Consider the following 21,624-nt stretch of genomic DNA (forward strand, 5'->3'; position numbering starts at 1 on the left):
AGTTTTAATTCGCCGAAAGTAATGCGCTTATCCGTTTCCGACGTTTTGTCCGAGCGCGCTGGCGAATCTGAATGGCAGGCCTGTCAGTAGCGCCTCGATATAGCGAGATTTCTGGAAATAGCCGTTGAGCGATATGCGCGGCAGCGACAGCATGTTGACCCCATCCGGAGTTTCTATCATGCCGGGCCGTGTCGTGACCGCAACGTCGAAACCGCATTGTGCGGCGATTTCAAATTCGCGCTCACAGGCTGCGCCGCGTCTGCCATACGGATAGGCGAAGAGCGTCGGTCGTCGCCCGGTCAGCGCGCCGATATCGTCGGCCGACGCCGACATTTCCCGGGCGGCGAGCTTCGATTCGAGTTTCGCAAGGTTGAGATGATTCACCGTGTGTGCGCCAATGGAAACGAGGGGATCATTGGAAAAGGCTGCGACGTCCTCTGACGAAAGAACTTCTCGCTCGACGATCGACATCGGATCGACGCCAATGGCGCGCGCATGGTCGTCCAGATCGTCGACGAACTGATTCTCTCCTGTGCTTTCAAGGTAGCGGCACACCCGATCGAATGCCGCATATTTCTCGAACGTGCTTTCTGTCTTCATCGGCGCGCCGCCGCCGAATGTAATTGATCGGCGACTACGCAGTATTTCTTCCAGCGTCATCCACCATATCGAACGGCTGCGTCTCATGAAGCCCGAGGTCACAAAGACCGTGAAGGGAACCTCGTGCTTCCGGAATACGGGAAGGGCTTCGCTTCTGTTGTTGCGATAGCCGTCGTCAAGCGTGAACACTGCGTATCGGTCGTCATTGTCGCCGCGCGAAAGCAGGTCCGGCATTTGGTCCAGTCGAACAGGTTTCCAGCCGTTGCGACGCACCGTGGCCAGAACCCTGTCGAGGAATTGAGGTGTTATCGAAAGGTGCGCATTCGGCTGGAAACGATCCGGACGGTCGGCGCAGACATGATGCAAGGTGAAAATGACGCCGCGATGCTTCTGCGTAGCAACGATTTTCAGCCGTGCCGCGAGCGAGATCGCTTCCAGCGCGCCGCTGATAGCCAAGCGGTGCGCCTTCCGGTAGGCCATGGCCTTTATTGGTCTCATACGTCGCTCGATCGCGTTGGTGGATGAAATCGATTCCCGCCGGCAAAGGCAAATACGCCAGCGTTTGTCGGCTCATATCACCATCGGGATTAATCGATGCTGAATCCGTTCCTAACTGGTAGATAAACGAAGCATCTTGCGGGCGTCAGACCCGAGTTCCGCCGATTGTCATCTGGTTCATGCGCAAATGCGGCTGTCCGACGCCGACCGGCACGCTCTGTCCGGCCTTGCCGCACATGCCAATACCGTTGTCGATCTTGGAATCATTGCCGACCATGGTGACCCGGTGCATGGCGTCCGGACCGTTGCCAATCAGCATGGCGCCTTTTATGGGAGCGCCTATCTTGCCGTTTTCGATCATGTAGGCCTCCGTGCAGCCGAACACGAATTTGCCGGACGTGATGTCCACCTGTCCGCCGCCGAATGAAACGGCGTAGACGCCTTTGTCCACCGAGCCGATGATCTCTTCAGGCGTGTAATCGCCGCCCAGCATGTAGGTGTTGGTCATGCGTGGCATGGGTTGATGAGCGTGCGACTGGCGGCGCCCGTTGCCGGTCGGCTTCATGCCCATCAAACGGGCGTTCTGCCTGTCCTGCATGTAGCCGACAAGCTTGCCGTCTTCGATCAGGACGTTGTATCCGGACGGCGTGCCCTCGTCGTCGATCGTCAGCGATCCCCGACGGCCCTCGATCGTTCCGTCATCGACGACCGTCACGCCGGGCGCTGCGACCTGCTGGCCGAGAAGCCCGGCGAAAGCCGACGTCTTCTTGCGATTGAAATCCCCTTCGAGACCATGTCCGACCGCTTCATGAAGCATCACGCCGGGCCAGCCGGCGCCGAGCACCACATCGAAGGCGCCAGCGGGCGCCGGGAGGGCGACGAGATTGACGAGCGCCTGTCGCAACGCCTCGTCGGCGGCCTGTTTCCAGGAATCCTCTGCGATAAATTCTCCGAATCCGCGGCGGCCGCCCGCTCCAAAGGAGCCGCTTTCCTGGCGCTCTCCTTCACCGACGACCACGCTGACATTCAGGCGGGTCAGCGGCCTGATGTCCTGCATTCTCTCGCCGTCTGCGCGCAGAATGTTGACGATCTGCCAGCTTGCGGCCAGAGAGGCGGTCACCTGGCGTACCTTCGGGTCCTTCGCGCGCAGATAGGCGTCGATCTCCCGCAGAAGCTGAACCTTTTCCTCGAAACTCGGCGCGCCGATCGGGTTTTCTTCGCCATAGAGATGCTTGTTGGTTCTTGCTGGCGACGCTGCATAAGCGCCTCCATACCCGCGCGTGACGGATGAGACGGCTGAAACGGCGCGTTTCAGCGCGGCTTCCGACAGGTCGCCCGCATGGGCGTAGCCAATTGCCTCGTCAGCCACGCAACGCAGGCCAAATCCCTGGTCGCATGTAAAATTGCCGGCCTTCAGCCGGCCATCGTCAAAGACAAGCGACTCCATCTCCTCATACTCGACGAACAACTCGCCATCATCGGAACCATGCAGCGCCTCGCTGACGATTTCGGTGATTGTTTCTTCCGAGCAGTCGAAGTTGCGGAGTAGATTTTTGTCCATGTCTAGTCCCGGTGTCTTGCCTGTTTCGGTCGCGCCGGAACGGCCCCGACCCCGCGTCACATATAATGCGCGTCAGCCGTAGTTTCCAAGGGCGTATCGAAGCGGCGGTCAGGGCAGGGTTTCGAAACCATCGGTGAAGCCGCTGAGATCGACCGGGATGCCTATTCCTTCCTCCGGCGTCTGGAAGACGATGAAGGTGGCCATGGTGCCGTTTTCAAGCGTCGTCAGCAACGTGTCGTCGAGTATCACTTCAGCGTAGCAGCCGTCCGTGAAACAGCGCACGAAATAGGCGCGGCCGATATCCTTGCCGTCGACATTCAGACCGAGACCATTGGGAAGCAAAACGCCTAGCGGCGCCAACACCCTCAAGACCCTTGCCTTCTTGTCCGCCGTCTTGAGCACAACGACCGACAGCGCGACTTCCGGGCGGTCTTCGGCGATCACATTCTGCATGAGCGCGCATTGCTCGGTTGTCGCACCGGCCGGCTTGTCGCAGAGAATCGACCAGGCGCCGTGCGTGGACTTGACCGTACCAGGCTGTTGGGCCGAAGTCGGGACGGGCGTGAAGGCCAGCGTCGCAATGGAAAAGAGAGCAATAAGGTGTTTTTTCATCTGCAGAGTTTCTGTTTTCGTCGCTGGGAAGCGAATCACATGCCTATCGTGGACTGGCTGGCGCCGAAAGGAAACGGGTCGCAATCAAGTTCACAATAATCGACGGGTCGACGCCTAGGGATAAATTGCGGCAACAATCGTTCACCATCCCGCCTACGCTCCTCCGATTGATTTTGACGACCGGTCCCATATGTCCTGTTTCATGGCTCTTTTACAAGATTTGCCAGGCCTCGATACCGCGATATCTTGTTGGAAGTGCCGAAAATGTCGCATGCATTCATCCGTCCTCTAGTTGCGATTGGCTCTAAACTATGATTTTAAGCGCTATAAATTGAGGGACTTTGCGGTTTGGCCTGCAGCCAATCCGTACGCTCGAGGGAGAATGGTAGTGAGAAACCCGTTGAATGCAGTTCTGGCCCTGATCGGCGTGCTGCTGATGGTGACCCCGTCCTTGGCCGATCAGCCGCGCCCGTGGGAAACTGGCATGCAGCAGGCGGCGACCGGCATCATGCATGAAATCAGATGGTTCAATAACTATACGCTGTGGTTCATTATCCCCATCTCTATCCTCGTGCTGGCGCTGCTGATAATTGCGATCTTCCGTTTCCGGGCGGGAGCAAACCCCGTTCCGTCGAAAACCAGCCACAACACACTCGTCGAGGTTATCTGGACGATCGGCCCCGTCGTTATCCTGCTTTTCCTCGCCGTCCCCTCCTTTCAGCTGCTGAACGCCCAATACACGCCGCCGGGAGAGCCTGATCTCACGATCAAGGCCACCGGATATCAGTGGTACTGGGGTTACGAATACCAGACCGAGAATGAACTCTCCTTCGATGCGCTGATTCTCACCGACGCGGACAGAGCGCAGTACGGCAAGGAAGACAAGGCTGTCTACCCGCGTCTGCTCGCTGTTGACAACGAAGTTGTCGTTCCGGTCGGCATGACCGTCAGGCTTCTGATTACTGCTGCGGACGTGATACATTCCTTCGCAATGCCGTCATTCGGCATCAAGATGGACGCCGTGCCGGGCCGGATGAACGAAACGTGGTTCCTTGCCGAAAAAGAGGGCCTTTACTACGGACAGTGTTCGGAACTCTGCGGCAAGGACCATGCGTATATGCCGATTGCGATCAGGGTCGTATCGGAAGAACAGTACAACACGTGGCTTGCCGCTGCGGCCGACAATCTCGGTGAAGCCAACGAGCAGCTGATGGCCTCAATCCAAAAGGACAAGTCCGTCCGGCTTGCAGCCAACGAAGCAGAGAAGATCAAGGAGTAGAACATGGCTGGATCTTCCACAGCGACGCACGATCACGCTGAACACAAGCCATACGGCTGGACGCGTTGGATCTATTCCACAAACCACAAGGATATCGGCACCCTCTACCTGATCTTCGCGATCATCGCCGGTATTATTGGTGGCACGCTCTCCATTTTCATGCGCATGGAGCTGGCCGAGCCGGGGATTCAGATCTTCAACGGCCTGGCGTCGATGGTCTACGGATATGGCGCCGACGGCTCCATTGACGGCGGCAAGCAGATGTACAACGTGTTCACCACGGCGCACGGCCTTATCATGATCTTTTTTATGGTCATGCCGGCGCTGATAGGCGGCTTCGCCAACTGGATGGTGCCGATCATGATCGGCGCGCCGGACATGGCGTTCCCGCGGATGAACAATATTTCCTTCTGGCTGTTGCCTCCGGCTTTCATCCTGCTGCTGTTGTCGATGTTCGTCGAAGGACCGCCGGGCGCCTACGGCGTGGGCGGCGGCTGGACCATCTATCCGCCCTTGTCGACCAGTGGACAGCCGGGACCGGCGATGGATTTCGCGATCCTGTCGCTGCACATCGCCGGCGCCTCGTCGATCCTTGGCGCGATCAACTTCATCACCACGATCCTGAACATGCGCGCGCCCGGCATGACGCTGCACAAAATGCCGCTGTTCGCCTGGTCGGTGCTGATCACCGCCTTCCTGCTGCTGCTGGCGCTGCCGGTTCTGGCTGGAGGCATCACAATGCTTCTGACTGACCGCAACTTCGGAACGTCCTTCTTCGAACCGCAGGGCGGCGGCGATCCGATCCTTTTCCAGCACCTGTTCTGGTTCTTCGGGCATCCGGAAGTGTATATTCTGATCCTGCCGGGCTTCGGAATTGTCAGCCACATCGTGGCGACCTTTTCGCGCAAACCGGTCTTCGGTTATCTCGGCATGGCCTACGCCATGGTCGCCATCGGCGCCGTCGGCTTCATCGTGTGGGCGCACCACATGTATACGGTCGGCCTGTCGCTTGACACGCAGCGCTACTTTGTATTCGCAACGATGGTCATTGCGGTGCCAACAGGCGTCAAGATCTTCTCGTGGATCGCCACCATGTGGGGAGGATCGTTGACATTCCGCACGCCCATGCTGTGGGCTCTCGGTTTCATCTTCCTCTTCACGGTTGGCGGCGTCACAGGTGTTCAACTCGCCAACGCCGGTCTCGATCGGGCGATGCATGACACGTACTACGTGGTTGCGCATTTCCACTACGTGCTTTCGCTTGGCGCAGTCTTCGCGATCTTCGCCGGGTGGTACTACTGGTTCCCGAAAATGACCGGTTACATGTACAATTCCTTCCTGGCGAAGAGCCATTTCTGGATCATGTTCATCGGGGTCAACCTCGTATTCTTCCCGCAGCACTTCCTGGGTCTGGCCGGCATGCCACGCCGCTACATTGACTATCCGGACGCGTATGCAGGCTGGAATATGGTGTCCTCTATCGGATCCTATATCGCGGGCGTCGCTGTGCTGATCTTCCTGTTCGGTGTTTGGGAAGCCTTCCGTCGCAAGCGCGTGGCCGGCGACAACCCGTGGGGAGAGGGCGCAACCACCCTGGAGTGGACCTTGAGTTCGCCTCCGCCTTTCCATCAGTGGGAACAGCTTCCGCGCATCAAATAGGCATACGCGGAGCCGCCTTCGGGCGGCTCCCTGCATCTGACAAGGGACGTATAAAGTCGCGAATGACGTATTCTGAAGACATGGCAACACTCGACGCCGCCGATATCGGGTTTTCCGAAGCCGAGCCGCGTGACTATTTCGCGCTGTTGAAGCCGCGCGTGATGTCGCTTGTCGTCTTCACGGCTCTTGCGGGAATGACTATTGCTCCGGGTGCAATTCACCCGTTCCTGGCGTTCGTCGCCACCCTGTGCATCGCAATCGGCGCTGGCGCTTCCGGTGCGTTGAACATGTGGTACGACGCCGACATCGACCGTGTGATGTCGCGCACATCCAGCCGTCCGATCCCGACCGGCCGGATCAAGCCGCAGGAAGCTTTGTCCTTCGGTCTGGTGCTGGCCGCCTTTTCGGTACTGACGCTCGGACTGCTGGTAAACTGGTTCGCCGGTTTTCTTCTGGCGTTCACAATTTTCTTTTATGCAGTCATCTATACGATGTGGCTCAAACGATCGACACCGCAGAACATCGTCATCGGCGGCGCCGCCGGCGCGTTCCCTCCCATGATCGGCTGGGCCTGTGTAACCGGATCTGTGTCCCTCGAAAGCATAGTTCTCTTCCTGATGATCTTCCTCTGGACTCCGCCGCATTTTTGGGCGCTGGCGCTTTACAAGGTCGGCGACTATGAGAAGGCTGGCGTTCCGATGATGCCGAACGTGGCTGGCATGAAATCCACAAAGCGGCAGATTCTGTTTTATGCCGTGCTTACGGCGTGCGTCGGCGTGCTTCCGTATGTTCTGGGTTTCGCCAGCCCAGTCTACGGCGTGTTTTCCGCCGGCATGGGCTTGGTTTTCGTGCAACGGGCCTGGCGGGTATTCAGAATGCTGGACACCGATGCGGTGATGGCTCCGGCGAAATCCCTGTTCGGATTTTCTCTTGTCTATCTCGCCAGTCTGTTTGCGGTTCTTCTTGTCGAAGGACTGGCCGTGCGTTTTGGATTATGAGCCATGGATCAGATAAAACTGACCGAGGGTCAGAAGAAGGTCAGACGCCGTCGTTCGGTAGCGATAGCTGTGGCGCTGGCGCTTCTGGTTGTGCTTTTCTATGTCGCGACGATTGTGAAATTCGGTCCCGGCATGTTTGACAGGCCGCTTTGAGGACGATGATGGACGGGTCTTCGGAAAAGCTGAAAGCGAATGCAAAGCGTAACAACGCTATATTACTGAGTTGCGTTGGCGTCGTTGTGGGTATGATCGGACTGTCCTACGCCGCTGTTCCGCTTTACCAGCTCTTCTGCCAGGTCACGGGGTATGGCGGGACTATCCAGAGAGCCGAGCAATATTCGAACCGGATTCTTGACCGTACAATAAAGGTGCGCTTCGATTCCAACATCTCCAGCGGGCTTGACTGGGAGTTCAAGCCTGTAGAGCGCGAGGTAGAAGTTCGGATTGGCGAAACCCGGCAGATTTCTTATCTCGCCAGGAACAAATCAAACAGGGCGACGGGCGGGCAGGCCTTGTTTAACGTGACGCCCCAGGCAGCCGGCGTCTATTTCAACAAGGTCGAGTGCTTTTGTTTCACGGAAACGGAACTGCAGCCGGGCGAGACGCTGGATATGCCGGTCGTGTTTTACGTGGATCCGGCGATTGTCGACGCGCCTGAAACGAAACACATCACGACACTGACGCTTTCCTATACTATGTATCCCATGGAGGATCAGGCGAAGCCGGTGGCGGAAGTCAGGCAGATCAATAAGGAAGAAGCCGGAAGGCTTTAGTATCAACGGCGCCGCGCAGGCGGCGAGAGAATGACGTAATCGGGGAAAACGAAATGGCCGAGGCGCATCAGAAACACCACGACTATCACATCATCGATCCCAGTCCGTGGCCGTTCGTAGGCTCCGTGGGCGCGCTGGTCATGGCGCTGGGCGGTATCGGATACATGCGCTATCTGTCCGGCGGCTCGCTACCGTTGTTCGGAATGGACATGGCCAGCCCCTATCTTTTCTTCATCGGACTGGCGGTTGTGCTGTTCACCATGATCGGATGGTGGACTGATGTCGTGAAGGAAGCCCATCAGGGCCATCATACACGCGTTGTGTCGCTGCATCTGCGCTATGGCATGATGATGTTCATCGCGTCGGAAGTGATGTTCTTCGTCGCCTGGTTCTGGGCCTTCTTCGACGCAGCTATTTATGCGGGCGAGGCCGCTCAATACGCCCGTGTGGAGCATACCGGCGGGCACTGGCCTCCGGTCGGCATCGAGGTGCTGGATCCGATGCACCTGCCGCTTTACAACACGATCATCCTGCTGCTTTCCGGCACCGCAGTGACCTGGGCGCACCATTCTCTTCTGCACAATCGTCGCGATGGCTTGGTGACTGGACTTATCATCACCGTTGCGCTCGGGGTCCTGTTTTCCTGTGTGCAGGCCTACGAGTACATTCACGCGCCTTTCGCCTTCAAGGAATCGATCTACGGCGCCACGTTCTTCATGGCGACAGGGTTTCACGGGTTCCACGTCCTTATCGGAACGATATTCCTGCTGGTCTGCCTTATCCGGGCGATGGCTGGAGACTTTACCCCCAAGCAGCATTTCGGCATGGAGGCCGCCGCCTGGTACTGGCACTTCGTTGACGTTGTCTGGCTGTTCCTTTTCTTCAGCATTTATATCTGGGCTTCCTGGGGCGCGGAAATTGCGCATTGACTGGTCCAGCGGCAATTCGAAAGGGCGCCGGCGCTTCGCGACGGCGCCCTTCGTCATTTCGGGAGACTGATTTTCGATGAGCGAACAGGACAGGGCGATCTATCCATCACTCGATCCGATTTCGACAGGTATGAAGGGACGATGTCCGCGGTGCGGTCAGGGACATCTGTTCGATGGTTTCCTGACGTTGAAGAAGAACTGTGCAATGTGCGGTTTGGATTATGATTTTGCTGATGCTGGCGACGGACCGGCGGTCTTCGTCATCCTTATCATTGGCTTTATTGTCGTCGGTCTGGCGCTTTGGCTAGAGGTCAGTTACTCACCGCCGCTATGGCTGCATTTCATTTTGTGGATACCTCTGACCATTGGTTTGTCCCTGTGGCTGTTGCGGGCGCTCAAAGGCGTGCTGATCAACATGCAGTTCAAGAATGACGCCAGTGAAGGTAGGATCGACAGAGGTTGATCGAACGCCGACCCATCAGGATTGCGAGCGGTGACAGCGAACCGGAAAACGGCGAGTAAGCGCGAAGCGACCGGGCAGGAGCCAGGGCGAAGGCGTCGACCCGGTCTGCTGTTCTACACAATCACGATCGCCGCGCTCGTCATACTTGTCGTGCTCGGCAGTTGGCAGGTCAGGCGGCTCGAGTGGAAAGAAAATCTCATCGCCACAATCGAGCAGAGAAAGCGGGGCGCGCCGCTGACGCTGGATGAGGCGCTGGCGTTATGGCAAAATACGGGGGATGTGGATTATGTGCCAATCCGGCTCTCCGGCGTTTTCGATCACACGAAGGAACAGGATTACCTGGCGACACATCAAGGCGCGTCCGGCTGGTATCTGTATGCGCCGTTGACCACGACTGACAGCAAAACGATCATCGTCAATCGCGGCTTCGTGCCTTATGATTTGAAGGACGCGTCGGACCGTTCCTGGAAGCCGGTGGACGGATCAGTCGAATTTTTGGCGCTCGCCCGCAATCCGCTCTTCGAAAAGCCTGGCTGGGTGGTGCCGGACAACGATCCCGCCAACGCCACGTGGTACTGGAAGGACCTGCCAGCGATGGCGGCTGCGATGGGCCTCGACGTCGAAACGGTTACGCCGTTTTTTGCGGATGTCGCCTTGTCGGACGCGCCGCCGACTGATGGGCCGATCGCCGGCGTCACTCGGGTCAATCTGCCCAACAATCATTTGCAATATGTCATCACTTGGTTTGGATTGGCGGCCGCTCTCGTGTTGGTGGCAGGTTTTTATGTTTGGCGCGCGCGCAACGAAAAAGACTGATGAAGGTTGATCCCGGACCGGCGATCCCATATCTGCTGTAGCGATGACGCGCTACATGAATGATTGCGATTTGATCCATGACCGACGCTGAAAAGGCTCCGCTGACTATTCGCCTGTGTGGGCCGCGCGGCTTTTGCGCCGGCGTCGACAGGGCGATCCAGATCGTCGTTCTGGCGCTCAAGAAATACGGCGCGCCCGTCTATGTACGCCACGAGATCGTCCACAACCGCTACGTTGTCGAGGGTCTCCAGGCGCGCGGCGCCGTGTTTGTGGAGGAACTCGACGAGATTCCGGAGGAGCACTATCGCCAGCCGGTGATCTTCTCTGCCCATGGCGTGCCTAAGTCGGTTCCCGCCGATGCCCGTGAGCGCAACCTGTTTTACCTGGACGCTACCTGTCCGCTGGTTTCCAAGGTCCACAAGCAGGCCATGCGCCACCAGCGGCTCGGCCGGCACGTGGTTCTGATCGGACACGCCGGACATCCGGAGGTGATCGGAACGATGGGGCAGCTTCCGCCGGAAGCCGTGAGCCTCATAGCGACCGAACAGGACGCCGAAACCTACCAGCCGGCTGATCCCGACGCGCTCGGTTTTGTAACCCAGACGACCCTGTCGGTCGAGGATACGGCCGGCATCATCAAGGTTCTGCAGAGGCGGTTTCCAAATCTGACTGCGCCGGCCGCTGAATCCATCTGTTATGCGACGACCAACCGGCAGGAGGCCGTCATGGCGGCGGCGCCCGACTGCGACCTGTTCGTTATCGTCGGCGCGCCGAACTCGTCAAATTCACGACGGCTTGTCGAGGTGGCTAGCCGCTTTGGCGCGCATGATTCCATTCTGGTGCAAAGAGCATCTGAAATTCCGTGGGACAGGATCGATGACACACAGTCTTTGACCGTCGGTCTGTCAGCCGGAGCTTCGGCGCCCGAGATCATCGTCGACGAGATCATCGACGCCTTCAAGTCGCGGTTCGACGTTCGAATAGAACTGGCCGAGACGGCCATCGAAAACGAGAATTTTCCGGTCATGCGGGATCTGCGCGACATTGAACTGACCGATTCAGACATGGCCTTCGTGAATGGCGATAGACCGCGCGAGGCGCCCGCGCCCCGCCCACGCAGCCTGGCCCGCACCGGAACGGAATAAGCGTTTTTCCCTGAAAAAGCCCGCCGCGCACCCAAACCGCCTTGCATATTGGTTGCGGGAAATTTAGTTCCATCGGGAACATCTCAACACTGCCGCGACAAGGGGCTCGGAATTGGCCGTCTATACAGATATCTCCGAAGCGGAACTGATCGCATTCCTTGAGCAATACGATATCGGGACACTGCTCTCCTACAAGGGCATCGCCGAGGGGGTCGAGAATTCCAACTTTCTCATGACCACCGACCGGAATTCATTCATCCTGACGCTGTATGAAAAACGGGTCGACCGCTCCGATCTGCCTTTCTTTCTGGGACTGATGGAACATCTCGCCGACAAGTCGGTGCAATGCCCGCTGCCGATACGACGCAAGGATGGCGAGGCGATCGGGCAACTGGCCGGTCGCCCGGCGGCCATCATCGAGTTCCTGGAAGGCATGTGGCCGCGCAATCCCCAGGCCGCTCATTGCCGCGAGGTCGGGCGGGCGTTGGCGGAGATGCACAGCGCCGGCCGGGATTTTCAGCTTGAGCGCCCCAATGCGCTGTCCGTTGGCGCCTGGCGGCCCCTGTGGGAGATGTCGTCGGCGCGCGCCGACGAAGTCGAGCGCGGTATGGCGGCGGAGATCGAAATGGATCTGGTTGAACTCGAGGCCGGGTGGCCCGTTGACCTGCCAGCCGGCGTGATCCACGCGGACTTGTTTCCCGATAACGTATTCTTCCTTTCGGACAGGCTTTCCGGCCTGATCGATTTCTATTTCGCCTGCAATGATCTCCTGGCCTATGACGTCGCCATCTGCCTCAACGCCTGGTGTTTCGAGAAAGACGGGGCTTTCAACATCACCAAGGGCATGGCCCTCTTCGACGGCTACATATCCGTACGGCCGCTTGACGAGGCGGAACTGGAGGCAATGCCGTTGCTTGCAAGAGGCGCGGCCTTGCGTTTCTTCCTGACGCGACTCTATGACTGGTTGACGGTTTCCAACGACGCGAAAGTGGTCAAGAAAAACCCGCTCGAATACCTGAAATATCTCCGCTTTCATCGACGGATCGGGAATGTCGGTGAATATGGCTATCGGGGCGGCACATGAATTCAGTCGAAATCTTCACCGATGGCGCCTGTTCGGGCAATCCGGGGCCTGGCGGTTGGGGCGCGATTTTGCGCTACGGCAAGGTCGAAAAGGAATTGTCGGGCGGTGAAGCAGAAACCACCAACAACCGAATGGAACTGACCGCTGCGATCGAAGCGCTAAGGACACTCAAGCGGCCGTGCAGCGTCGATCTTTACACCGACTCATCCTATGTGAAGGACGGGATCGGCAAGTGGATACATGGCTGGAAGAAAAACGGCTGGAGAAACGCCGCCAAGAAGCCCGTCAAGAACGCCGATCTCTGGCAGGCGCTCGACGAAGCCCGCAACCGGCATGAGGTCAAGTGGCACTGGATCAAGGGCCACGCCGGACATCCGGAGAACGAGCGGGCGGACGAACTCGCCCGCCACGCCATGGAGCCTTACAAGCCTAAAGCTGCTCGATAATCGCCGCTGCGCCGGAATTGGCCACCTGGCCGGGGTTGTCCTCGACGTTGAGCGATGTGACCACGCCGTCCTCGACGATCATGGCATAGCGTTTCGAACGAACGCCAAGCGTCCCCGCCGACAGGTCCATATCCATGCCGATCGCTTTGGTGAAGGCAGCGTCCCAGTCCGCCACGAAGCGGATCTTCCCTGCGCCGTTGGAGGCTTTCGCCCAAGCGTCCATGACGAAACCGTCATTGACGGAAAGCACCGCGATCTCGTCTACGCCCTTGGCCAGGATCGTGTCGCGGTTTTCGAGGTAGCCCGGCAAATGGTTGAGATGGCAGGTCGGCGTGAAGGCGCCCGGAACTGCGAACAGCACCACCTTCTTGCCTGAAAACAGATCCTTCGTCGTCACCTCGTTCATGCCGTCGGCCGTCGCTTCCTTGAGCGTCAGTTCGGGCAGTTTCTCACCTGCTGCTATCGTCACTTTTATCATCCCTTTGCTTGGCGGCTTAAGTAGCCGTCATATGTGTGCGCCGTTATACATACTGGATCGCCGGCGTCTGTCGATGCCTCATGGCATACTAATTTCGGTCTCGATGCTCTGCCGTCCGGCTTTCGCAAGGATGGTGATGCCGGTTGCTGAGAGCGTTGCGTCTTGTGGCGCGTCGAGAACAAGCGCCTCGAATGTGGTGTAGCCATCCTTCGAAGCCTGTGCTTGCGGAACGTCGAAGGCCCATCCCTGGGGACCTGTCACAAAGATTTCAATCTCTCCTTCGGGCGCATGCACATTAAAGCTGACTGACTTGCTATTGTCGCCAAGCGTGACGCCGTCAATGTGGAACCCATCATGCGGCCGAGCAGGCAATTGGCGAAAAGCTGTTTCGACAAGATGTTTTTCGTAGTCGGTCGCTGCGTCCTGCGGCGCAACCGTCACGCTGAACTCCGCCTGTACGGGTATGCATATCTTTTCGCAGATTCCCATGAAGACGTTAACGTCGATGACGCTCTGTATTCCGGCTTCTTCTTGATCGAGGCGGATCGGAAACGCGACAGGATAGGTGTAACCCGCCCAGACCGCATAGCCGTCGTCGATGCGTGCGGGAGCCGGAAACTTTACCTCCGCCGCCTCGACATTAGCGCTTTTTGCAAAATCGAGCTGTGGCGGAATACCGGCGTCGCCTGGATCGCGCCAATAGGTTTTCCAACCCGGCAGCAGGTCGACGTCGAGGATGGCGCGGATTACGCCGTCTTCCGACGGCGGCAATGCCGTAAGGCGCACGCGCCCGCCCTCCGTTTCAGCCCACTCGCTGCTTGCGGTGTGCCCCACGACCGGAATCGTGATGGCGGCAAGAAAAAACACAACTATGACGGACAAGAGAGAATGACGGATCGTAAACATGACAACACAATAGGCGCTGCCGCGTGCGCGAACCAGTCAACTCTGTTCGCTCCGGATCATATTCGGGTGATGCCGCCGCAGCAAAATCCACCCATCCGGCCGCTCCGTCCCTTCCCATTCACAATGAGCGTGCTAAGCTGGCGTTCATGAACATTCTTGAGGAAACCGGTCCTGAGGAAAGAGGCAATGGCTGCTTCGAAGGCCAGCTTCTTATCGCCATGCCTGGTCTTAGCGACAGCAATTTCGCCCGTACGGTGATCTATGTCTGCGCCCATTCGGAAAACGGCGCGATGGGGTTCGTCCTCAATCGTCCGCAGCAGCTCGGTTTCGACGAATTGCTCCTTCAACTTGAACTCATAGACGAGAAGGAAGCAATCACCTTGCCGGACCATGCGCGGCGGATGCGGGTGCAGCATGGCGGGCCCGTCGACACGGGCAGGGGGTTTGTCCTCCATTCCGACAATTACACCAGCCAATCTACGATGGTTGTTGCCGAAAACCTGTGCGTGACCGCAACCACCGACATCCTGCGCGCGATCAGCGAAAACCGCGGGCCCGAACAGGCAATCGTCATGATGGGCTATTCGGGTTGGGGCGCGGGGCAACTCGAGAACGAAATCAGCGCCAATGGCTGGCTCACCTGTCCGGCCACCGCCGATTTCATTTTTGGTGAAGCGATCGACGATAAATACGACCAGGCCTTCGCCTGTCTCGGCATAGACCCGGTCATGCTTTCAAGCGAGTGCGGTCAGGCCTGACTTTTCCATATTCGATTGACAATCAGGCGAGCGTGAAGTGTTCGCGCAGCAGCTTGACCACGGACTCTTTTTCGATGGGTGGTCCGAAGATAAAGCTCTGCGCGTAGTCACAGCCCATTTCAGCCAGTTCGTCGGCGTCCTCCGTGGTTTCGATGCCTTCGGCGATGATACTCATTTCAAGATCCTGCGCCATTGCGATGATCGAGCGCAGCAGCACGAACTGCTTGTCGTTCGGGCTGCGAACCAGTGACTGGTCGAGTTTGATCGTGTCGAAGGGAAACCGCGTCAGATAGGACAATGAGGAATGACCGGTGCCGAAATCATCGAGAGCAAGCCGGATGCCGAGCTGCTTGAGGCGCTCCAGAATCCGCGCCGCCTGTTCGGGATTCTGCATCACGACGGTTTCCGTCAGCTCCAGCTTGATGTTGCCGGGTTGACACCCGGTCTTGGTAAGCACCGAGCGCACATCGGTATAAAGTTCATTGCGCAGCAACTGGTTGCTCGAAACATTGACAGAAACGAAGAGCGGCAGTTCTCCAATCGCTCTTTGCCATTCCCCGAAATCCTCGCAGGCCTTCTGCAGCGCGAACATCCCTAAGCGGTTGATCAGGTCGGAATTCTCTGCAATCGGAATGAACTCGCTGGGCGGAATGCTGCCGCGGCGCGGGTGCTCCCAGCGCATCAGCGCCTCGAAACCGGCGATGTCGTGGCTTTCGATATCAACGATGGGCTGGTAGACCATCGAGATTTCCTTGCGCTCGAGCGCCCGTCTCAGGTCGGATTCGATTTGCAGCTTGTCGGTGCCGGCGTTTCGGAACGCCGGTCGGAAGGGTTCGATCCGGTTGCCGCCGGCTCGTTTGGCCTGGTACATGGCCAGTTCGGCGTCCTTGACCAGATCCTGCGGCGAGGACTTCTCGTCGACCCATGTCACGAGCCCGATCGAGGTCGTCAGGATGATTTCCTTCTGACTGAAATTGATCGGCACCATGATCGCCTTGTTTATGCCTTCCGCAAAGGCCGCAACCTTGGCCGGGTCCTGTTCGGACAGCAGGATCAGGCCGAACTGGTCGCCGCTGATGCGCGCAAGCGTGTCGTGCGGTTTCAAGAGCCGCTTGAGGCGCCGGGCGATCGTCAGCAAAATCGTGTCGCCGGCGGAAATGCCGAGTTCGTCGTTGACCTGCTTGAATCTGTCGATGTCGATCGCGAAAATCGTAGGCTTGACGCTGTCTTCGGCGCTCGCCAGCGCGATGATGGCGTCCAGACGATCGACGAACAATTCGCGGTTTGGCAGGCCGGTCAGATTGTCGTGCACGGCGTCGTGAAGCAGTCGCTCTTCCGAACTCTTCTGCTCCGTGACGTCAATCAGTGTGCCCACGCAACGGATCACTTCGCCGTCCGAGCCAACGACCGGTCGTGCGCGCAGGGTCAGCCAGTGATAGTGCCCGTCTTCCGCGCGTATGCGGAACTGGTGGTTGATCCGTCCGCGCCGATGTTCGAGCACGACGTCGAGCGTGGTGCGGAAACGGTCGCGGTCGTCCGGATGGATGCGCGGCAGCCAGTTTCGGGCCGGGCCGAAAAGACTGCCGGGCGTCATGCCGAGTTGCCAGCTTACATCAGGCATGGTGACGATCCTGTCGCGCGACACATCCCAGTCCCAGACGATGTCGCCGGAACCGGTCAACGCCAGCGACTGGCGTTCGAGATCACTGAATAGCCCTTGCTGGTGCACTCCGCCGGCGAAGGCGTGCTGCATCACTGTAAAGCCGATCAAAAGCACGATCAGCACCAGCCCGCCGCCAAGCGCAGGCTGCACGATGTCATTGGCCAACTGGCCGGTGACCGTCAGCCACGCCCCGAACAGCCAGCATATAATCAGCACCCAGGTGGGGATTAGCATGATGGCTCGGTCGTAGCGATTGAGACACAGATACGCGATGAGGGCGGTGCCGGCGATCACCGTGGCGGCGAAGGAGAACCGGGCAATTCCGGCAGCGATCGAAGGATCGTAAATCGCAACGCCGGAAAGAATGCCGAGCCCGACGATCCAGGTCAGCGTCGCGAAGCTCAGATTGGCGTGCCAGCGATTGAGATTGAGATAGGTGAAGAGAAAGATCACCAGACCCGCGGCAAGCGTTATCTCCGTGCCGGCGCGCCATATGCGCTCATCCGTGGGGGTTGTGCTCACGAGTTTCGACAGAAACCCGAAATCCACGCAAATATAGGCGAGCACCGCCCAGGCGAGCGCCGCGGTCGCAGGCAATACGGATGTGCCCTTCACGACGAAAAGGATGGTCAGGAAGACGGCGAGAAGACCGGCGATCCCCAATACGATGCCGCGATAGAGCGTGAAGGAATTGATGGTGTCCTTGTAGGCTTCCGGCTCCCAGAGATACAGCTGCGGCAGTTTCGGCGACGCCATCTCCGCGACGAATGTGATGATCGAACCGGGGTTGAGCGTCAGCCGAAAGATGTCCGCCTCGTCGCTCTGCTCGCGATCGAGCGCGAATCCCTCGCTTGGCGTAATCGACGTGATTCTGTTGGAGCCAAGATCCGGCCAGAAGAGCCCGGAGCCGACAAGCCTGAAATGCGGCGCGACGATCAGCCTGTCGATCTGCTCGTCGGTGACGTTGGCGAGTGAAAAGACGGCCCAGTCGCCGGAGTGATTATCGGAACTGGCCCGAACCTCGATACGTCGCACGATGCCGTCAGTGTCAGGGGCGGTTTGTGTCTGAAATGCGCTGCCCTGTTCAGAGAAGATCTCGGTCGTGGTCGTCAGGTCGAGCGCGTTGTCGTCCCTGGAGATCTTGACCGGTTCCGCCGCCTGCACGACCACGGCCAGCGTCAGCACGCAAACAAGCGCCGCTGCTGCGTTCAGGCAGAACGCCGCGCAGGTTCTGAAACAACCAATCAGATAAACCAAAATTCTGTTTTGCATCTAGCGCGAGACACTTTCAAATCGGAATGATCCCTCAAAGCTCGCCCAATTGCATATTGCCGGCGAAAAAGCCGAAGATACGCCGCCATTCCTGTAGTCCCCAGGATCGGCTGCCAATGAAGGAACGCCTATCCTTTGCGAAGATGGTTTCCGTCGCACGTCGTTACGGCGCGCGCCGGTCCGCGTTCCCACCTGAACGCCGGTCAACCCGCTTGCCATTTCGCTCGCCGAACCTGTCTTCAGCCAACAGAGCATATAGACTATGATCTCGCCATCTGCCATTGATTTTCAAATATCCCCTCAAAAAGCCTTCATACTGAAAACCGGCCTTTTCAAGGAGTTTTACGGATCGTGTATTTTCCGGAATACAGGCAGCTTCAATTCTGTGCAACCGCAGTGTCTCGAAGATGTAGGGTTGCACGGCTTCGATCGCCTTCAACATCCAGCCCTGTCCTGAATGCTCCTCGCCCATCCAGTAGCCGATCATGCAGCTTTGCACCGCGCCGCCGCGAATGTTCCCGATGTTGAGACCGCCCAACAGAGCGTTGTCTTTCGACCGGAAAAGAAACAATGGCACGGCCCGACCTTCAGCGAAATCGGCCCTGTAGCGGCGCACCAAACCCAGGTAGGAGCGTCGGGACAGGTAGTCCAGCGTCCAATTTGGCTCCCAGGGTTCGAGAAAAGCGCGGCTGTTGCTTCTGAGTTCGTACCAGGCGCGATAGTCGCGTCCTTCCGGACGCCGCAGGAAAAAGCCTTTTCCGCCGATATAAGGCGTGGTGGCGAAACGGTCGAATATGCGCATACCGCCTGGATATCCGGAGTGCTATCCGAGAGCCGAGCGGGGCAACCCCTGAGCGGTGGACAGGCTGCCCGAAATTTCTTCCATGGACATCAGCCGGTCGAGAGGCCCGACGGCCGAGAGCGTCAGCGGCGAGTCGAAAAACAGGCGCGCCGCCAGGTCGGTCAGTCTCTGCGTCGTGATGTTCTCCAGCCGCTCCATCAGCTCCTCATTGGGGATGGGGCGACCGAACAACAGCATCTGCCGGGCGATCTGGCTTGCCCGGGCGGCCGGACTTTCCTGCGCCATCAGCAGGCCGGACCGGAATTGCGCCCGCGCTCTTTCGATTTCCGGTTGGTCGATCCTGTCGGCGACCTTGCGCAATTCGTCGAGGATCACCGGAACGAGTTCGGGAATGTCCTCTTCGCCGGTCGCCGCGTGCACCGCGAAAACGCCTGTGTCTGAAAAGCCCCAGTGCAGCGCATAGATCGAATAGCAAAGACCTCGATGCTCGCGGACTTCCTGGAACAGCCGGGACGACATGCCGCCGCCGATGAGATTGGCCAGTATGTTCGAGGCGTAAAAATCTTTCGCGTGGTAGGCGCGCCCCTCGAAACCAATCAGCAACTGTGCATCCATGAGCTTCCGGGTTTCCCGGTATTCGCCGCCGGTATATTTCGCTTCGACCTTCTCCGGCTTTTCGGTCGATGATGACGCGATCGATCCGAAGCGGTCCTCGGCCAGTTTCACGATCGCATCGTGATCAACGGCTCCCGCGGCGACCAGGATCATCTTGTCGGCAGTGTAATTGCGCCTGAGATAGGTTCTGATCTGGTCGGAAGAAAACGAGTTGACGGTGTCCGGCGTCCCCAGGATCGGCCTGCCAATGGTCTGGTCGTGAAAGGCGGTTTCCGAAAAATGGTCGAAAACGACGTCGTCGGGCGTATCGGTGGCCGCGCCGATTTCCTGCAGGATGACGTGTTTTTCGCGCTCGAGTTCAACAGCGTCGAACACCGAATCCGTCAGGATATCCGACAGAATGTCGATGGCGAGCGGCACGTTGTCCTTGAGGATCCTCGCATAATAGGCGGTCGTTTCCACCGAAGTGGAAGCGTTCACCTCTCCGCCGACATTCTCGATTTCCTCTGCGATCTGCCTGGCGGAGCGCGTATGGGTGCCCTTGAAGGCCATGTGCTCCAGCAGATGGGCGATGCCGTGCTCGCCCTGGCGTTCGTCGCGGGAGCCTGCGTTCAGCCACACACCGAGAGCGGCGCTTTCCAGGTGGGGCATGTGTTCGGTGACGATCGTCATCCCGTTCGCGAGTCGGGTACACTCAACTGACATACTATATTCCGCGTTCTTCAACGGGCAGCGCGGGCATTTCGGGCAATGTAGCTCTCGACCGCTTCGAGATCTGGCTGCAACCTTTCGAACTTCTCCTCCCGATGCATCAGGTCAGAGAGCCACGAAGGAAGGGCCGGGTCAATACCGCAAGCCGAAATTACTGCGTCGGGAAACTTGGCCGGATGAGCTGTCGCCAGCGTAATCATGGGCGCGTTTGGCTTCTGGAAACGATGCGAGACGTGCACGCCGGCCGCCGAATGCGGATCGAGCAGATAGCCGCTTTCCTCCATTGTCGAGCGGATGATCGCAGCCACCTGCTTGCGGGTCGCCTTGCCTGCTGAGAACTCCTTGCGGATGCGCTTCAGCGCCTCGGCCTCGATGGTAAAGGCGCCGGACTGGGCCAGTCCCGCCATGGCCTGTTTCACGCTCTGTGCGTCGCGCCCGAATGCATCGAAAAGCAGCCTTTCGAAATTGGAGGAGATCTGGATATCCATCGAAGGCGACGTCGTGTGCACGACGCCGCGGGTTTCGTAGCGCCCGGTTCTGAGCGTTCGCGCCAGGATGTCGTTCTCATTGGTCGCAATGACCAGCTTGGCGATCGGAAGTCCCATGCGCTTGGCGCAATATCCGGCGAAGATGTCTCCGAAATTGCCGGTTGGAACCGTGAACGAAACCTTGCGGTCCGGGGAACCCAGGCTGATCGCCGTGGTGAAGTAGTAGACGATCTGGGCCATGATACGCGCCCAGTTGATCGAGTTCACACCCGAAACCTTCATGCTGTCGCGAAAACGCATGTCGTTGAACATCGCCTTCACCAGATTCTGGCAATCGTCGAACGTGCCGTCGATCGACAGGGCGTGTACGTTGCTTTCGCCGGAAGTCGTCATTTGCCGCTGCTGCACCGGCGAAACCCGGCCGTGCGGAAACAGGATGAAGACATCTGTGTTGTCGCGACCGGCAAAAGCCTCGATGGCCGCCCCTCCGGTGTCGCCGGACGTTGCCCCCACGATCGTGGCCTTGTCGCCGCGCTCCTGCAGCGCATTGTCCATCAGCCGCGCAAGCAACTGCATGGCGATGTCCTTGAAGGCCAGCGTCGGTCCGTGAAAGAGCTCCATGACGAAACTGTTCGGACCAGACTGGACGAGCGGCGCCACCGCCGGGTGACGGAATGTCGCATAGGCGTCATCGATCATGGAACGGAACGCATCCGGCTCGACGTCGCCCTCGACGAAGGGCAGGAGAATCTCGAACGCGATCTCCTGATAGCTCTTGCCGCGCAGTTTGCGAATGTCCCGTTTTGAAAGCTCTGGCCAGCTTTCAGGCACGTAAAGGCCGCCGTCGCGGGCAAGGCCTGCGAGGAGCGCGTCGTTGAAGCCGAGGGCCGGAGCGTCGCCCCTGGTCGATATATATTGCAAGCTCGTTTACCTGTATGGATTCATCCGGCAATTCGGTCGGAAGGTGTTGTGATGCAGCGTGGCGCTGGTATAGAACATCGCAAGATTACGTAAAAGGCCCGCACCACAAATTGGACCATCTTGTTGGTTAGCATCTGTCCGGTCGGG

Annotated in this window: 21 protein-coding genes; 12 read left to right on the plus strand and 9 right to left on the minus strand. The window is 58.5% G+C overall.

The window, feature by feature from the left end; all coding sequences use genetic code 11:
- Nucleotides 1–27: 27 nt before the first annotated feature.
- From AAFN47_RS18495 to AAFN47_RS18505, 3 genes are all read right to left on the minus strand, one after another.
- The gene (locus AAFN47_RS18495; protein WP_499810722.1) at nucleotides 28–1,098 is read right to left on the minus strand and encodes a polysaccharide deacetylase family protein; all 1,071 of its coding nucleotides are present in this window, start codon (nucleotides 1,096–1,098) and stop codon (nucleotides 28–30) included.
- 145 nt (nucleotides 1,099–1,243) lie between these two features.
- The gene (gene tldD / locus AAFN47_RS18500; RefSeq protein WP_499810723.1) at nucleotides 1,244–2,659 is read right to left on the minus strand and encodes a metalloprotease TldD; all 1,416 of its coding nucleotides are present in this window, start codon (nucleotides 2,657–2,659) and stop codon (nucleotides 1,244–1,246) included.
- Nucleotides 2,660–2,767: 108 nt separating this feature from the next.
- A complete protein-coding gene (locus AAFN47_RS18505) occupies nucleotides 2,768–3,271 on the minus strand; it encodes an invasion associated locus B family protein (protein ID WP_499810724.1) in 504 nt (167 codons plus the stop codon).
- Between the two features lie 436 nt (nucleotides 3,272–3,707).
- Between AAFN47_RS18505 and coxB the strand changes: the two genes are divergently transcribed.
- From coxB to rnhA, 11 genes are all read left to right on the plus strand, one after another.
- Entirely contained in the window at nucleotides 3,708–4,550 is an 843-nt protein-coding gene (coxB, locus tag AAFN47_RS18510; RefSeq protein ID WP_499810771.1) for a cytochrome c oxidase subunit II, read from the plus strand.
- A 3-nt stretch (nucleotides 4,551–4,553) separates the two neighbouring features.
- Nucleotides 4,554–6,209: a cytochrome c oxidase subunit I gene (ctaD, locus tag AAFN47_RS18515; RefSeq protein WP_499810725.1), complete on the plus strand. Its 1,656-nt coding sequence runs from the start codon at nucleotides 4,554–4,556 to the stop codon at nucleotides 6,207–6,209.
- A 62-nt stretch (nucleotides 6,210–6,271) separates the two neighbouring features.
- A complete protein-coding gene (locus AAFN47_RS18520; protein WP_499810726.1) occupies nucleotides 6,272–7,207 on the plus strand; it encodes a heme o synthase in 936 nt (311 codons plus the stop codon).
- Between the two features lie 3 nt (nucleotides 7,208–7,210).
- Nucleotides 7,211–7,360: a cytochrome c oxidase system small membrane protein gene (locus tag AAFN47_RS18525; protein WP_499810727.1), complete on the plus strand. Its 150-nt coding sequence runs from the start codon at nucleotides 7,211–7,213 to the stop codon at nucleotides 7,358–7,360.
- Nucleotides 7,361–7,368: 8 nt separating this feature from the next.
- Nucleotides 7,369–7,980, plus strand: a complete 612-nt coding sequence (locus AAFN47_RS18530; protein ID WP_499810772.1) for a cytochrome c oxidase assembly protein — start codon at nucleotides 7,369–7,371, stop codon at nucleotides 7,978–7,980.
- A 53-nt stretch (nucleotides 7,981–8,033) separates the two neighbouring features.
- Entirely contained in the window at nucleotides 8,034–8,909 is an 876-nt protein-coding gene (locus AAFN47_RS18535) for a cytochrome c oxidase subunit 3 (protein WP_499810728.1), read from the plus strand.
- A gap of 76 nt (nucleotides 8,910–8,985) precedes the next feature.
- Complete coding sequence (locus AAFN47_RS18540) at nucleotides 8,986–9,372, plus strand: DUF983 domain-containing protein (RefSeq protein WP_499810729.1); 387 nt, start codon at nucleotides 8,986–8,988, stop codon at nucleotides 9,370–9,372.
- Between the two features lie 30 nt (nucleotides 9,373–9,402).
- The gene (locus AAFN47_RS18545; RefSeq protein ID WP_499810730.1) at nucleotides 9,403–10,188 is read left to right on the plus strand and encodes an SURF1 family protein; all 786 of its coding nucleotides are present in this window, start codon (nucleotides 9,403–9,405) and stop codon (nucleotides 10,186–10,188) included.
- A 77-nt stretch (nucleotides 10,189–10,265) separates the two neighbouring features.
- Nucleotides 10,266–11,333, plus strand: coding sequence for a 4-hydroxy-3-methylbut-2-enyl diphosphate reductase (ispH, locus tag AAFN47_RS18550; protein WP_499810731.1), 1,068 nt, complete (start codon nucleotides 10,266–10,268; stop codon nucleotides 11,331–11,333).
- Nucleotides 11,334–11,445: 112 nt separating this feature from the next.
- Nucleotides 11,446–12,417 (plus strand): homoserine kinase, encoded by a 972-nt coding sequence (locus AAFN47_RS18555; RefSeq protein WP_499810732.1) that lies wholly within the window; start codon nucleotides 11,446–11,448, stop codon nucleotides 12,415–12,417.
- Nucleotides 12,414–12,863 (plus strand): ribonuclease HI, encoded by a 450-nt coding sequence (gene rnhA / locus AAFN47_RS18560; protein WP_499810733.1) that lies wholly within the window; start codon nucleotides 12,414–12,416, stop codon nucleotides 12,861–12,863. The genes AAFN47_RS18555 and rnhA overlap by 4 nt, the downstream gene beginning before the upstream one ends.
- Here the strand turns inward: rnhA and AAFN47_RS18565 are convergent.
- Together AAFN47_RS18565 and AAFN47_RS18570 are read right to left on the minus strand one after the other, a co-directional pair.
- On the minus strand, nucleotides 12,847–13,332 hold the full coding sequence (locus tag AAFN47_RS18565) for a peroxiredoxin (RefSeq protein ID WP_499810734.1): 486 nt from the start codon (nucleotides 13,330–13,332) through the stop codon (nucleotides 12,847–12,849). The two genes, rnhA and AAFN47_RS18565, sit on opposite strands and share 17 nt — an antisense overlap.
- Before the next feature lie 87 nt (nucleotides 13,333–13,419).
- Nucleotides 13,420–14,223 carry a protein-disulfide reductase DsbD domain-containing protein gene (locus tag AAFN47_RS18570; protein ID WP_499810735.1) on the minus strand — a complete coding sequence of 268 codons (804 nt, stop codon included), beginning with the start codon at nucleotides 14,221–14,223 and terminating at the stop codon, nucleotides 13,420–13,422.
- Nucleotides 14,224–14,393: 170 nt separating this feature from the next.
- Here AAFN47_RS18570 and AAFN47_RS18575 point away from each other — a divergent pair, with 170 nt between their 5' ends.
- Nucleotides 14,394–15,005: a YqgE/AlgH family protein gene (locus AAFN47_RS18575; protein WP_499810736.1), complete on the plus strand. Its 612-nt coding sequence runs from the start codon at nucleotides 14,394–14,396 to the stop codon at nucleotides 15,003–15,005.
- Nucleotides 15,006–15,027: 22 nt separating this feature from the next.
- On the opposite strand, the gene AAFN47_RS18580 is transcribed toward AAFN47_RS18575, so the two are convergent.
- The 4 genes from AAFN47_RS18580 to thrC form a co-directional block, all read right to left on the minus strand.
- On the minus strand, nucleotides 15,028–17,940 hold the full coding sequence (locus tag AAFN47_RS18580) for an EAL domain-containing protein (RefSeq protein WP_499810737.1): 2,913 nt from the start codon (nucleotides 17,938–17,940) through the stop codon (nucleotides 15,028–15,030).
- Nucleotides 17,941–18,103: 163 nt separating this feature from the next.
- Nucleotides 18,104–18,742, minus strand: coding sequence for a GNAT family N-acetyltransferase (locus tag AAFN47_RS18585; protein ID WP_499810738.1), 639 nt, complete (start codon nucleotides 18,740–18,742; stop codon nucleotides 18,104–18,106).
- A 21-nt stretch (nucleotides 18,743–18,763) separates the two neighbouring features.
- The gene (locus tag AAFN47_RS18590) at nucleotides 18,764–20,062 is read right to left on the minus strand and encodes a M16 family metallopeptidase (RefSeq protein ID WP_499810739.1); all 1,299 of its coding nucleotides are present in this window, start codon (nucleotides 20,060–20,062) and stop codon (nucleotides 18,764–18,766) included.
- A gap of 17 nt (nucleotides 20,063–20,079) precedes the next feature.
- Complete coding sequence (thrC, locus tag AAFN47_RS18595) at nucleotides 20,080–21,477, minus strand: threonine synthase (RefSeq protein ID WP_499810740.1); 1,398 nt, start codon at nucleotides 21,475–21,477, stop codon at nucleotides 20,080–20,082.
- Nucleotides 21,478–21,624 lie beyond the last annotated feature (147 nt).

The sequence above is a fragment of the Hoeflea sp. CAU 1731 genome (genome assembly GCF_039888615.1).
Taxonomy (GTDB): domain Bacteria; phylum Pseudomonadota; class Alphaproteobacteria; order Rhizobiales; family Rhizobiaceae; genus Flavimaribacter.